Annotated in this window: 13 protein-coding genes; 9 read left to right on the top strand and 4 right to left on the bottom strand. The window is 40.1% G+C overall.

Features of this window, described 5'->3' with window-relative positions; all coding sequences use genetic code 11:
- Positions 1-42 precede the first annotated feature (42 nt).
- The 5 genes from EHQ47_RS12855 (at position 43) to EHQ47_RS12835 (ending at position 4,551) form a co-directional block, all read left to right on the top strand.
- Positions 43-447, top strand: a complete 405-nt coding sequence (locus tag EHQ47_RS12855) for a c-type cytochrome (RefSeq protein WP_004787200.1) — start codon at positions 43-45, stop codon at positions 445-447.
- 51 nt (positions 448-498) lie between these two features.
- Positions 499-720 (top strand): hypothetical protein, encoded by a 222-nt coding sequence (locus EHQ47_RS12850; protein ID WP_100744298.1) that lies wholly within the window; start codon positions 499-501, stop codon positions 718-720.
- Between the two features lie 42 nt (positions 721-762).
- Positions 763-1,113: an STAS domain-containing protein gene (locus EHQ47_RS12845; protein WP_165779520.1), complete on the top strand. Its 351-nt coding sequence runs from the start codon at positions 763-765 to the stop codon at positions 1,111-1,113.
- Positions 1,114-1,169: 56 nt separating this feature from the next.
- Positions 1,170-2,450 carry a citrate/2-methylcitrate synthase gene (locus tag EHQ47_RS12840; RefSeq protein WP_135777303.1) on the top strand — a complete coding sequence of 427 codons (1,281 nt, stop codon included), beginning with the start codon at positions 1,170-1,172 and terminating at the stop codon, positions 2,448-2,450.
- Between the two features lie 73 nt (positions 2,451-2,523).
- Positions 2,524-4,551 carry a SpoIIE family protein phosphatase gene (locus EHQ47_RS12835; RefSeq protein ID WP_135777302.1) on the top strand — a complete coding sequence of 676 codons (2,028 nt, stop codon included), beginning with the start codon at positions 2,524-2,526 and terminating at the stop codon, positions 4,549-4,551.
- Between the two features lie 79 nt (positions 4,552-4,630).
- On the opposite strand, the gene EHQ47_RS12830 is transcribed toward EHQ47_RS12835, so the two are convergent.
- Genes EHQ47_RS12830 through EHQ47_RS12815 form a run of 4 tightly spaced genes read right to left on the bottom strand, consistent with a single transcriptional unit; the run spans position 4,631 to position 7,997 of the window.
- Positions 4,631-5,551, bottom strand: coding sequence for a TPM domain-containing protein (locus EHQ47_RS12830; protein WP_135746700.1), 921 nt, complete (start codon positions 5,549-5,551; stop codon positions 4,631-4,633).
- The gene (locus EHQ47_RS12825) at positions 5,551-6,252 is read right to left on the bottom strand and encodes a TPM domain-containing protein (RefSeq protein ID WP_135746701.1); all 702 of its coding nucleotides are present in this window, start codon (positions 6,250-6,252) and stop codon (positions 5,551-5,553) included. Before EHQ47_RS12825 ends, EHQ47_RS12830 begins: the two co-directional genes overlap by 1 nt.
- 9 nt (positions 6,253-6,261) lie before the next feature.
- Positions 6,262-7,116, bottom strand: coding sequence for a heme o synthase (locus EHQ47_RS12820; RefSeq protein ID WP_135746702.1), 855 nt, complete (start codon positions 7,114-7,116; stop codon positions 6,262-6,264).
- The gene (locus EHQ47_RS12815; RefSeq protein WP_135777301.1) at positions 7,116-7,997 is read right to left on the bottom strand and encodes a COX15/CtaA family protein; all 882 of its coding nucleotides are present in this window, start codon (positions 7,995-7,997) and stop codon (positions 7,116-7,118) included. The genes EHQ47_RS12820 and EHQ47_RS12815 overlap by 1 nt, the downstream gene beginning before the upstream one ends.
- 295 nt (positions 7,998-8,292) lie before the next feature.
- On the opposite strand from EHQ47_RS12815, the gene EHQ47_RS12810 reads away from it, so the two are divergent.
- The 4 genes from EHQ47_RS12810 to EHQ47_RS12795 are packed head-to-tail and all read left to right on the top strand — an operon-like array spanning position 8,293 to position 12,472.
- Entirely contained in the window at positions 8,293-9,126 is an 834-nt protein-coding gene (locus EHQ47_RS12810; protein ID WP_135746704.1) for an SCO family protein, read from the top strand.
- The gene (gene coxB, locus EHQ47_RS12805) at positions 9,127-10,089 is read left to right on the top strand and encodes a cytochrome c oxidase subunit II (RefSeq protein ID WP_135694041.1); all 963 of its coding nucleotides are present in this window, start codon (positions 9,127-9,129) and stop codon (positions 10,087-10,089) included.
- 9 nt (positions 10,090-10,098) lie between these two features.
- Entirely contained in the window at positions 10,099-11,712 is a 1,614-nt protein-coding gene (locus tag EHQ47_RS12800; RefSeq protein WP_135746705.1) for a cytochrome c oxidase subunit I, read from the top strand.
- Positions 11,699-12,472, top strand: a complete 774-nt coding sequence (locus EHQ47_RS12795; protein ID WP_004784910.1) for a cytochrome c oxidase subunit 3 family protein — start codon at positions 11,699-11,701, stop codon at positions 12,470-12,472. The genes EHQ47_RS12800 and EHQ47_RS12795 overlap by 14 nt, the downstream gene beginning before the upstream one ends.
- The last annotated feature ends 11 nt before the right edge of the window (positions 12,473-12,483 follow it).

The raw sequence follows: 12,483 nt of genomic DNA, 5'->3' as shown, positions 1-12,483 counted from the left end.
GAAGGGTGAGAGACTGGAGCCAACCTTATCTTGGAGTAAGAAATGAACTCAAAAAAAGTCTTAGTCTCTCTCTTCGCACTCTCCTTCGCTTTCGTGATGGTAGCTTGTGGCGATTCCAAACCAAAAGAAGAAACACCTGCAGCAGTTGAATCTAGCGCGAGTGCAGATCCTGATCTTGCAAAAGGGGAAGAACTTTACCTTCAAAACTGCTCTTCTTGCCACGGCGAAAAAGGTGCTGGTGATGGTGCAGCTGCAGCCGCTCTCAACCCAAAACCAAGAAACTACAAATCCCCAGCTTCTGAATGGAAAAACGGAAATACTGCTGCTGGTGTGACTAAAACTTTGAAAGAAGGAATCAAAGGATCTCCAATGGTTGCTTACGGACATTTGGGTGATGATAACATCCGCATCCTTGCAAAATACGTAGAACACCTTTCTAAAAATTAATCATTGTCTTTTTCGGTTCCGCCTACGGGTTGGAGCCGAACACTTGTCTTTATGAACCAAATCATTAAAAAAGCCGACCGTCCCACTTGTGATTGTGGCACCACTCGTGACGATGAAAATGCACGTAAAGTTGTTAAGTATTCCACTTGGGGAATGATCGCCATGGGACTTGTCGGGATATCTGCTACACCAACTGATATATACTTTGTTTGTCGAAAGTGCAAACAACCCTTTGGTCGATTGTCGAAAGAAGAAAGAAAATCGAAATCCTAATTATTGTTGACCCTCGTTCTTGGTGAATTTCCCTGGAAGCTAATGATGGAAGAGTTTAAAATTCGGTTGGGATTTGAAAACGGGGGTAATTTACCCGTAATTCATATATCTGGTGAAATCACATCCGAAGCCGAAGAAGAGATTGTTGAATCTTACGAATCCATTCCGGGAGACAAACGCAGTCGCGTCATTTTGAACTTTTCGGAGACTTCTTACATCAATTCAGCGGGAATCGCAACCCTCATCAGTCTGATCACCAAGTCTTCTGAAAATCAGGGAAAAATCGAGTTTGCCGGTCTCAATACACACTTTCGAAAAGTGATGGATATTGTTGGTCTCACTGATTTTGTCCTCATCCACGATTCTCTTAATTCTGCACTCACCCAAGTCTAAATTATTCTAGATTCCAAACTTCCCTTCCGTAAGATAGGAGGGAGAGAGGTCTTTTCATGAGTGAAGTGGAGTTCCACGTCAAAGGCAAAACATATAAATTACCGGTCATTGTTGGTACCGATGGAAAAGAGGGAATCGACCTAACCGATTTTTATAGAAAAACGGGCCTGGTCACTGTAGATCCTGGTTTATTCAACACTGCTCTTGGTTTGTCTAAAGTATCAAGACGTGATCCCGAAAAAGGGGAACTAACCTACAGAGGTTATGATTTAAAAGAACTTGCTTATCAATCCACATTTGTGGAAACTTCGTTTTTATTAATTTACGGAAACCTTCCCACCAAACAAGAATTAGGTGATTTTTCTGGTCGGCTTTCAAAACACTCTATGATCCATGAAGATATGTTAAATCTTTTCGATGGATTTCCCGGTGTTGCAAATCCATTGGCAGTTTTGTCTGTCATGGTTACTTCACTTTCTAGTTATTATTTAGAAGAATATGAAGAAAAGTTAGATATGGGAGTGGATTTAATTGCAAGGTTACTCGCAAAAATCCGCACCATTGCTGCTTTTACTTATAAACATGCAGTGGGCCATCCTTTTGTATATCCTTTGGATAAAAATCCATACTGCACAAACTTTCTTTACATGATGCATAAAATGCCAGCGGACAATTATACAGTTCCAGAAGAGTTCGATCGCATTTTAAATCAGATGTGGATTTTACATGCGGATCATGAACAAAACGTATCCAACACCGCAGTCCAAGTGGTTGGGTCCACACAAGCCAATTTATTTGCCTCTATTTCTGCAGGGATTATGGCACAATGGGGAGCAAGAGAAGGTGGGCGTCCTACGGCTGCGATTGGGCTAATCGAAGACATCATCAAAACAAAAACACCTGTTAAAGATTATTTTGAAAGATTCAAACGCGGTGGCCTAAACATCCAAACCAATGGATTTGGACAAAAGGCATACGATGTGGTAAGTCCACGTGCCAAAGTGGCTCGTGAAATCATTCACGAATTTTATAAAGGCAGAAAACTGTCTGCTGTGGAAGACATTGCCCTACAAATAGACGAAGTAGTTTGGAACGATTCTTATTTTATGGAGAATCTTCTTTACCCGAATTTAGAATACTACTCTGGACTCGTATTTCACACATTGGGAATCCCTAAGAATATGTTCTCTGTGATGCAAGTAATAGGTCGCCTTCCTGGTTGGCTTGCACATTGGAGAGAACAAAGAGTGAAGGGAGACTTCTCAAAAGTTCGTCCAAAACAAATATATGTGGGTGAAAACCAAAGAAAATACATCCCGGTTCAGAACCGCCTATAGGTCTGTTAAACTTCCTTTGTCCATGAATTTCCGATGGTTCGGAATGATTTGGTGTTTGGTGCTTTTTTCGTGTATGGCGGCAGAAGTACCTCCCACTGCCGATAGAGGGGTTCTATCGGCAGAGTCGTATCTCGGTGGGCAGAAAAATACCTTAGAACTCAAAGGGGATTGGGAATATTATCCGGGCTTACTGATATCCCCTAATGATTTCGAAACCTTAAATACAAGTAGAGAACCACATTTTTTTTACGTTCCGGGGATTTGGTCTGATTCTTTTTTAAACCGCGGATTTCTTGCTGGGGATGGATATGCCACCTTTAGCCTCAAGGTTAAACATGGTCTTCAAGGAGTCCCTCTTTCATTAAAAGTACCCGAGATGGAGACCGCCTATAACCTGTTTGTTGATGGTGTAAAGATGTCTTCGAATGGGGTTGTGGCTACTTCATACCAAACAGGGAAACCGGAGTATCGTCCACGAATTGTTGATTTTTTCCCAAAAGAAAACGAAACGTCTATTGTTTTACAAATTTCGAATTATCATCATAGGAAAGGTGGTCCAGCCCAAGCGATCATCTTAGGTAGGACGTCCGATATCCATAACAAATACGAATTTGCGATTTTACGAGATATGCTCCTTGTTGGAAGTATTTTGTTTATGGGGATCTATCATTTGTTTTTATTTTGGAACAGGAAAAAAGATCCATTTACTTATTGGTTTGCTCTCACCTGTATCTTAGTCGCCTTACGGGTGTTTATTACTGGTAACAAGTATATCATTCAGTTGTATCCTGACTTATCTTGGGAAGTCCATTTGAAGTTGAGTTATCTAAGTTTCTTTTTAATCACACCTGTTTTTGCACGATATGTTTATTTGCTCTTCAAACCATATTTTTCTAGAAGAGTGTATGAATCTCTAAAATATTTAGGTTTTGCTTTTTGTTTTATCGTTTTAGTGACTAGATCTTCATTTTATACTTATTTGATGGTGCCGTTTCAAGTGTTTACATTGTTAGGTGCTGGATATACCTTTGTTGTCATCACCAGAACAATTCGTGATTCCTTACCCGGGTCAAAAATCTTTTTTCTGAGTTTTGCAATTTTTATTGGAAGTTTTGTTAACGATATATTGGTAAATAATTTAATCATATATGGACCGCTTACCATCCATTTTGGAATTTTTACAATGTTTTTTGTGCAGTCAGTTTATATCGCTAGAAATTTTTCAAAAGGATTTGTTGAGGCTGAAAATCTAGCGGTAGAACTTTCTGATAAAAACCAAACCTTACAAGGAGTTCAAAACCAACTCACTGAATTGAATGAAAGATTAGAGACTCGAGTTAAAGATAAAACCGAGGAACTCCAAGGAAAGTTGGATCAAATTGGAAAAGATATGAGGCTTGCTAAGTCCATCATTCAAAGTGTTACCAAACTTCCTGATTTAGACCCTTACCTCAAAGTAGATATTTTATATAAACCAATTGCTGAGGTTGGTGGAGATATTTATTTCGTAAAACGAATTCAGGATTTTTATTACCGCTTCTTTTTGGGTGATGCAACTGGGCATGGTTTACAGGCGGCACTTTATTCAATGATGATCCAATCAGAGTTTGAGCGTGTATCTGCTGTGGCCATGCGGCCAAATGATGTATTGTTCTACATGAACCAACATTTTTATGATAAAAATGCCGACCTTCAAATTTATTTCCCAGCGATCGTGATGGATTTTGATTTTCATCAAAAAATCCTACGTTATGCGGGCGGTGGAGTTCAAAATCAAATTCATCTGAAAAAAAACGGTGTCACGTCAGTATTGGAAAATACAGGTCCCATTATTGGGATTTTGGAACACTATCGATATGGAATTTTTGAATCAAAAGTGGAGTCGGGGGATCGTATCTTTTTATTTACAGATGGATTGTTTGAGGAATTAAACGAATCTGATGGAGCACAAGCTTGGGCTGATTTGTTGGATATAATTCAGAAAACAGGAACTTTAACCTTTACGGAAGTCCTACCCACAATTCAAAACATGTTATTTCAAAGGTTGAATAAACCACAATGGAAGGACGATTCCACGCTCATTTTGATTGAAATCACCTAACTTGAGTTTGAGTTAGGTGATTTATGTTGAAACGATTGAACTCTTGATTGAAGTTTATAATTCAATGAAATTCATTGAATTACCAATCTCCAGAAGCTCCACCGCCAGCAGAGTCACCACCTCCACCAGACCAACTGTCCGAACCTGAAGACCAAGAGTCTCCGCCACTAGACCAACCACCGCCGCCAAAATATCCACCATCGGAGCCACCACCATTACCGATTCCTAATTTACGTTTTATAAACATAACAAGAAAAAATAACAAAACAGCAACGATAAGGCCAAACGTACTTCCGAACAGAAAGGTTAAAAGTGGGAATAAAACTAAAAGCCCAATGATTGTAAAAATGATTCCTCCAATCGAAGGGACAATTAAGGAAATTAAGGTAAAAATACCTCCTACAATTCCAGAGGAAAAAACTTCATCGTCGGAACTATTTCCAGTCGTGGCGACATCATCTGCTGAAGGTGTGTATTCTCCTCGAATCGTTGCCATAATCGCATTCACACCGGCTATCACCCCACCATCCATATCTTTTGCTTTAAAACGTGGTTTAAGTTCATCACGAATGATTTGTTTGGCTTGGATGTCCGTTAGTGCCCCTTCGAGTCCACGGCCTACTTCTATTCGCATCTTTCTTTCGTTAGGTGCAATGATGAAGAGAACTCCATTGTTTTTGGATTTCTGTCCCAACTTCCATTCATCAAAAATTTGAATGGCTACCTCTTCAATCGGTTCCTCTTGCAGACTCGGGGTTGTATACACCGCAATCTGATTAGAAGTTTCTGCTTCAAACTGCTTCAAGTTCGTTTCAATTTGGGTGATGGTTGCTTCTGATAAAATTCCTGCATGGTCCATCACCCTTCTTTCTAATTTTGGAACAGGGTAGGAATGAATCTCTGTAAAGATTGGGGATAAAAGAAAAATAAAAAGAGATATTTTTCCAAAATCGATAAATGTATTTAGTTTTGAATGATTCAGCTTTCTTTTGAGATACATCACATCAATTTCCCACCATCTCGAATTTCATTTGAGATTTCGTTTTTATCATCCTTTTCTCTTTGGATGTTGTATTTTTTGAGTAAGTCTCCACAAAAGAGAATGCTAGATACAATCCCTTCTTTTTTTTGATTCGACTTCATCCCTTCAATGATCAGTTTCACTGCTTCATTCCATTCCGATTTAGGGACAACTCTTGCAATTTCTTTGTCAGGCAAAATGCGAACAAAGTGTTCATATAGAGAGATATAAATTAAAATTCCGGTTCGGTCTTTGGTACGGAAAACTTCTTCGTCCAAAAAGGCTTCTTTGGCTCTAAGGTCGACAAAGTATTGTTTTGCGGCTCTTGAAACCAGGTTGATTCTAAGTTTTGGGAAAAGAGCAGTTAGGATTAATCCAAAAATAGCTCCTATCCAAACAGAAAGAACTGCATAAAGAGATTCCCCATTCCAAACAAGACCATAAAACTTTTGAGCAGTATAAAAACTGATACCAGTGATTCCACCCATAAGGAAGGCACCAAGCCAGGCCCATTCTTTGTAGTGGTGAGAGGATTCTGCAAAATAAGGAACAATTTCTGCAGAGGTTTTTGACTCCGCTTCACCGACAGCTCTTTTGATTTCTTCCAAATCAGATTGATTGAAATAATGTTTGAGGATACCCATGGGCAGAAGAAAAACAGGATTTCCTGCCCAAATCAATCAAAAAACCTAGATTTTGGAATCGATCACGATGGCTAAACTTACTAAAAATAAATGAAAGATACTAAAAAAGAAAAATCGTTTTGCGAGAATTTTGTCCTTTGAAAGTTTCAAACGATAAGCAAATACTAAAATCAAAATCGTTAATACAAACGCAGAACTTAAAAATAAAAATCCCATCCTTTCATCTACAAAGAAAAACCCAATGACAGACAAAGAATAAGCAATTGCATAAAGGAAAATTTGGTTCACTGTCTTTTGAATGCCTGAAACAACAGGCATCATTGGAATTCCTGCAAATTCATAATCGTCTTTTAAGAAGATCGCAAGTGCCCAAAAATGTGCCGGTGTCCAGAGAAAGATCATTAAAAATAAAACCCATGCTTGGACTGGAAGTGCATTGGCCATGGCAGAATATCCGATCAGAGGTCCGATACATCCAGAGATCCCACCAATAACGATGTTTTGTTCCGTTCTTGGTTTCAACCAGATTGTGTATAAAAACACGTATAACAATAATGCAGAAAGCGCACAAATAGCTGTTAGAAGATTGATAAAATGAGTTAAAATGATAAAGGCAATGATCGCCACTGCGACTCCAAGAAAGAGGGCAAATCCTGGAGAGATTTCACCAGCAGGGATTGGTCTTTGTTTGGTTCTGTACATCACTGCATCTCTTTCTCGTTCAATGTACTGATTGAGAATAAAAGAAGCAGAACTCATTAAATAGGTTCCAAATAGAGTAATAGAGATTTCTAAAAGTGAAGGGTAACCAGTTGTCCCTAGATACATTCCCGGAAGAACTGTCGCAAGTACAAGTACAGTGACCCTAGGTTTTGTCAGTTGGTTCCATAATCGGAACATTATAGAACCTCTTTTCCTGGAGACCTAAAATGATAAAAGGCTGCAATAAAACAAAACATAAACACGAGAACACCATTTAGCGTGTGTAATCCGGTGATGAGTTTGGGTAGTTGGTATAAAACGTTCATAGCACCTAAAAAAATCTGAAAAGATATTAGATAAGCAGCTATTTTAAGAGTCTTTTTGACCAAATTATCTTTTAAGTAAAGAATTCCATATGCAGACAAAGAAAGTACAGACAAGGCAGCTAAATATCCAAACAATCTATGTTCCATTTGAAATCGGATGGGTCCTATCATTTTCGGAAACCACTCTCCATTACAAGTAGGGAAGTCCGAACAAACAAGACCTGCATAATGCGAGCTCACCTTTCCTCCAAGGAAAAGTTGGTATAAAACAACGATGAGTACAAATAGAAAAAAATACTTTCCTGGTCGATTCCATTGAAATTTAGAATCGGTATCTTCAGAGATCAGCAATCGAACTGTTAAACAACTAGACAATAATAGAACTGCATTGAGTAAATGTAGGTTAACGGTTGTTGGGTGGAGAAGTTTAGTAACAGTGAGTCCGCCAAGGATCACTTGTGAAACAAGAAAGATAAGTGAAAGTGTCGCTGGGATTCCCAATTGGTTACGATATCTTTGGTTTCGTAAAATCCAAACAAATCCAATTCCTACCAGGATCCCTAAAATTCCAGAATAGTATCTATGGCCCACTTCCATAAAAATCTGAAATGTAAATTCTGGTACAAATTTCCCATGGCACAAAGGCCAATCAGGGCATGCGAGTCCTGAATCTGTTGCTCTTACGAGTGGTCCGTAGAGGAGATTGATCAGGATCATAGCGGAAAGGATGGTGTAAAAACGTTTGAGTGTCATACGTCTATCTGTTTCCTCCAGGTTTTGTGATCTGAGTTTGGGGAAAATAAAATTAATCTTGCATCTTTTAAAAATTGTTGGATAAAAAGAGCAGTTTTTCGTATAGACTATATCAGGTAAAATTATGCAAAACACAGACCTTTACAATAAGGGTGGCTATTGGACTTTCCTTGTCACACTCGTTCTTAACATTCTTTTCTTCGCTTATATATCCTTCGTTCACCCGGGAACACCGGACAACCCAGGAATGGAATCCAAAAGCGTTCAGTCCAAATAGGGTAACTACCAAACCTTCGTGAACATTCGATTCTTCTTTTTTCTTTGTCTGTTGTTTGGAACTCAGGTCTTTGCGTATGACCCGCATTCCAATCTGGCTCGGGACAATAAACTCCCGAAAGAACTAGAAAATATTGGATTTTCTGATGTCACGGGGAAGTCACTCCAACTCGACATTCCGTTCCGAGATGAATCTGGGAAAACCGTTAAGTTCTCTGATTTTCTTTCGAAAGGAAAACCAGTCCTCCTTTCTCCCGTTTACTTCAAATGTCCCACTCTTTGTAACTTCCACTTAAATGGTGTGTTCCAAGGATTAAAAGCCCTCGATTGGACTCTCGGCAAAGAATACCAATACATTGCTGTATCCATTGACCCGAAAGAAAACGAATCCGTAGCTTTTCCTAAAAAGGGAGCTTATTTGAAGGAATATGGTAGAGAAGGTGCTGAATCCGGCCTTCATCTCCTCACGGGAACTCAAGAATCCATTGATGCTTTGACAAAACAATTGGATTTTCGGTACGCTTGGGATTCGGAAGCAAAACAATACATCCACGCCAGTGGGGTTTATGTTTTGACTCCAGAAGGGAAAGTGTCCCGCATTTTCCAAGGGATCCAATTGGAACCAAGGGATTTGAAATTTGCCTTCTTAGAGGCATCTTCTGGGAAGATTGGGAGTTTTGTAGACAAGTTTGCTTTATTTTGCTTTCAATTTGATCCGAGAAAAAATAAATATACGATATACGCATACAGGATGATGCAATTCGGGGGGGCGGTCACCTTACTCCTTCTCGGTGCGTTTTTATACATAAACTGGCGAAAAATAACAAATAACAACCGTCAAGGAGTCACATAGATGTCTTGGAGCAGTCTCATTCCAGCGACCTCGTTCATGCCTATCCAGGCGACTGAAATCGCAAAAGAAGTCGATCTTCTCTATGCGTTTCTGATCATAGCAAGCCTTGTTTCGTTTGTCATCTTGATTGGTGGAATGACATGGTTCCTCATCAAGTTCAAACGTACAAGTTTAGACCAGAAATCCGCATACATTACTCACAATAATTTTGCAGAATTTCTTTGGTCGTTTATCCCTCTCATCATCATGATGGGGATTTTCTACTGGGGTATGGTCATTTTCGAAAAACTTAGAACCCCACCAGAAGACATAGCTGCTGAAATTCATGTCACTGCAGAGCAGTGGGCTTGGACTTATCGTTATGCGAACGGAAAAGAGTTTTATAGTTCCGGAAACGATCCAATGATTGTTCCTGCTGGAAAAGCAACAAAACTCATCCTCACTTCAAAAGATGTCATTCATAGTTTCTATGTTCCAGCTTTCCGAACCAAACAAGATGCGGTTCCTGGAAAACTGACACAACTTTGGTTTGAACCAAAACAACCAGGAGAATACATCGTATTCTGTACAGAATACTGCGGAACCAAACACTCTGGTATGATGATTAAAATCAAAGCCATTCCTTCTGAGGAATATGCGGCTTGGTATCATGCTGAGAAAAAAGGTGCCGATAGTCCTGCGGATCTTGGAAAGACTCTCTTTGCTCAAAAAGCTTGTGCTTCTTGCCATTCCATCGACGGATCTAGAATTGTTGGACCTACAATGAAAGGACTTTTTGGTTCTAGCCGAAAGTTTGCTGATGGTAGCCAATCCAAAGCAGATGAAAACTATCTTCGCGAATCCATCCTTGTATCCTCTGCAAAAATCGTAGAAGGATATCCGCCAGCAATGCCGGTATTCCAAGGCCAATTGTCTGACGAAGATGTTGCCAACCTAATTGAATATATCAAATCCATTAAATAAGGAAGAGAGATGAGTTCAGCACATACAAAAACCGAACATGGTCACACAGACCATAATTATCTGAACCACGGATCCGGAATCTGGTCTTGGATGACCACTCTGGACCACAAACGCATTGGTCTTATGTACTTTGCAACAGTTGCTACCCTTTTCTTAATTGGTGGTTTCTTTGCTTTGGGAATCCGTCTGCATTTAGCAAAGTTTGGCACAACCCCACTTTTGGATCCAGACACTTATAATAAGTTTATGACCTTCCATGGTGCCATCATGGTATTTATGGTGATCATTCCTGGAATTCCCGCTTTCCTTGGAAACTTTGTCCTCCCCATCCAATTGGGTGCCAAAGACGTTGCTTTCCCAAGATTAAACCTTGCTTCTTACTACATTTTCATTGCTGGAGCGCTGATTGCTGCATCCTCAATGATCTTTAACCAAGTAGATACAGGTTGGACATTTTATACACCTTACTCAACGGCAAAAACTTCCAATGGCGTGATTTTGCTTGTTTTGGGTGCTTTTACAATGGGTTTTTCTTCCATTCTTACCGGACTAAACTTCATTGTAACCACTCATAAACTAAGGGCTCCTGGAATGACTATGGACCGAATCCCACTTATGATTTGGGCTTTGTATTCCACTTCCATCATTCAGATCCTTGCAACACCAATTCTTGCGATCACACTTCTCCTGATCGGAGCAGAGAAAACTCTTGGTGTGGGAATCTTTGATCCAGACCTCGGTGGAGACCCAGTTCTTTTCCAACACTTCTTCTGGTTCTACTCTCACCCTGCGGTTTATATCATGATCCTTCCTGCGATGGGAGTGATTTCTGAACTCATCACTGCGTTCTCCAAAAAAACAATTTTTGGATACCGAGCGATTGCTTATTCTTCTGTTGCGATTGCAGCAGTTTCCTTCCTTGTTTGGGGACACCATATGTTTGTGTCTGGCCAATCAACCATTGCAGGGATTGTTTTCTCCATCATCACTATGTTTGTTGGGGTTCCAACAGCGATCAAACTCTTCAACTGGATTTCCACAATGTATCGCGGAACAGTGACTTTCGAAGCGCCAATGCTCTTCGCTCTTGGTTTTATGTTCCTCTTTACGATCGGTGGTTTGACAGGAGTATTCCTTGCATCAACTGGTATGGACGTTCACTTCCATGACACTTACTTTGTGGTGGCTCACTTCCATTATGTAATGGTGGGGGGAACTCTTATGGCACTGATGGGTGGAATTTTCTACTGGTTCCCTAAGATGTTTGGAAAGATGACTTCTGATCTTGGTGGAAGAATCTCTTGGGTTCTTATTTTCACTGGATTCAACGTAACTTTCTTCCCACAATTCGTACTCGGTGCGATGGGTATGCCTCGACGTTACTTTGACTACCTTCCTGAATACACAAACCTCAACCAAATCTCAACTGTGGGTTCTTGGCTGATTGGTCTTGGATTTTTGGTAGGCCTTATCACAATCATTCATGGAATTTTGAAAGGAGAAAAAGCTTCTGACAACCCTTGGGGTGCAAAAACACTCGAATGGCAAACGTCTTCTCCTCCTCCACACGAAAACTTTACAACTACTCCAACAGTAACTGCAGGGCCATATGACTTCCGTTAGTTCTTCAAGTGAATTTCACCACCAACACCATTTTAAGAGTGCAGAACATCAGTATGCCTCTTCCAAACAAGGAATTTGGTTATTCCTTTGCACTGAAATCCTGATGTTCGGTGGCCTATTCGTAGGTTACCTCATCTACCATTCTCTTTATCCGACAGTTTTCAAAAACGGATCGGAAACTTTGGATTGGAAAATGGGAGCTGTGAACACAGTAGTCCTTCTCATCAGTTCCTTTACGATGGCTGCTGCGATTAACTACGTGCAACGTGGTTTGCATAAAATTGCTGCCATCATGCTTGCTCTTACGATTGCTTGTGCTGGTGCCTTCATGGTCATCAAATACTTTGAATACAGTCACAAGTTTCATGTAGGAACAGTTCCTGGTAAGTTTTCCCTTGTGGATCCTTCTTGTGCTGCTGGTGGAAAAAGAGCAGAGTGCGAATCTAAAATTTCTGCTCTCCTCAAAAATCCTGCAGAACTAGAAAAAAACCATGTGAGTGCAGAAGAAGTGACTCGCTTAAAAGCAGTGATCTCTCAACCAAAATGGGAAATGTTCTATGGCTTTTACTTTGTTATGACTGGTCTTCACGGGGTTCACGTGGTAGCTGGTGCTTTCCTAATCTTCTGGGTTTTCATCAAAACTTTAAGAAGAAAGGTTGGTCCTGAATACTACACTCCAGTAGAAGGTGTGGGTCTTTTCTGGCACGTTGTGGACTTGGTATGGATTTACCTCTTTCCACTTCTTTATTTGGTAGGATAAAAGGTATTATA

The sequence above is a fragment of the Leptospira bourretii genome (assembly GCF_004770145.1).
Taxonomy (GTDB): domain Bacteria; phylum Spirochaetota; class Leptospiria; order Leptospirales; family Leptospiraceae; genus Leptospira_A; species Leptospira_A bourretii.
The sequence above is the reverse complement of the archived record's forward strand: the minus strand, read 5'-3'. Positions and strand labels throughout refer to the sequence as shown.

Excerpts from the sequence above, each read along its gene's own strand:
- EHQ47_RS12855 (WP_004787200.1), top strand. The coding sequence starts at position 43 with ATGAACTCAAAAAAAGTCTTAGTCTCTCTCTTCGCACTCTCCTTCGCT.
- EHQ47_RS12850 (WP_100744298.1), top strand. The coding sequence starts at position 499 with ATGAACCAAATCATTAAAAAAGCCGACCGTCCCACTTGTGATTGTGGC.
- EHQ47_RS12845 (WP_165779520.1), top strand. The coding sequence starts at position 763 with ATGATGGAAGAGTTTAAAATTCGGTTGGGATTTGAAAACGGGGGTAAT.
- EHQ47_RS12840 (WP_135777303.1), top strand. The coding sequence starts at position 1,170 with ATGAGTGAAGTGGAGTTCCACGTCAAAGGCAAAACATATAAATTACCG.
- EHQ47_RS12835 (WP_135777302.1), top strand. The coding sequence starts at position 2,524 with ATGGCGGCAGAAGTACCTCCCACTGCCGATAGAGGGGTTCTATCGGCA.
- EHQ47_RS12830 (WP_135746700.1), bottom strand. The coding sequence starts at position 5,551 with ATGTATCTCAAAAGAAAGCTGAATCATTCAAAACTAAATACATTTATC.
- EHQ47_RS12820 (WP_135746702.1), bottom strand. The coding sequence starts at position 7,116 with ATGTTCCGATTATGGAACCAACTGACAAAACCTAGGGTCACTGTACTT.
- EHQ47_RS12815 (WP_135777301.1), bottom strand. The coding sequence starts at position 7,997 with ATGACACTCAAACGTTTTTACACCATCCTTTCCGCTATGATCCTGATC.
- coxB (WP_135694041.1), top strand. The coding sequence starts at position 9,127 with ATGTCTTGGAGCAGTCTCATTCCAGCGACCTCGTTCATGCCTATCCAG.
- EHQ47_RS12800 (WP_135746705.1), top strand. The coding sequence starts at position 10,099 with ATGAGTTCAGCACATACAAAAACCGAACATGGTCACACAGACCATAAT.
- EHQ47_RS12795 (WP_004784910.1), top strand. The coding sequence starts at position 11,699 with ATGACTTCCGTTAGTTCTTCAAGTGAATTTCACCACCAACACCATTTT.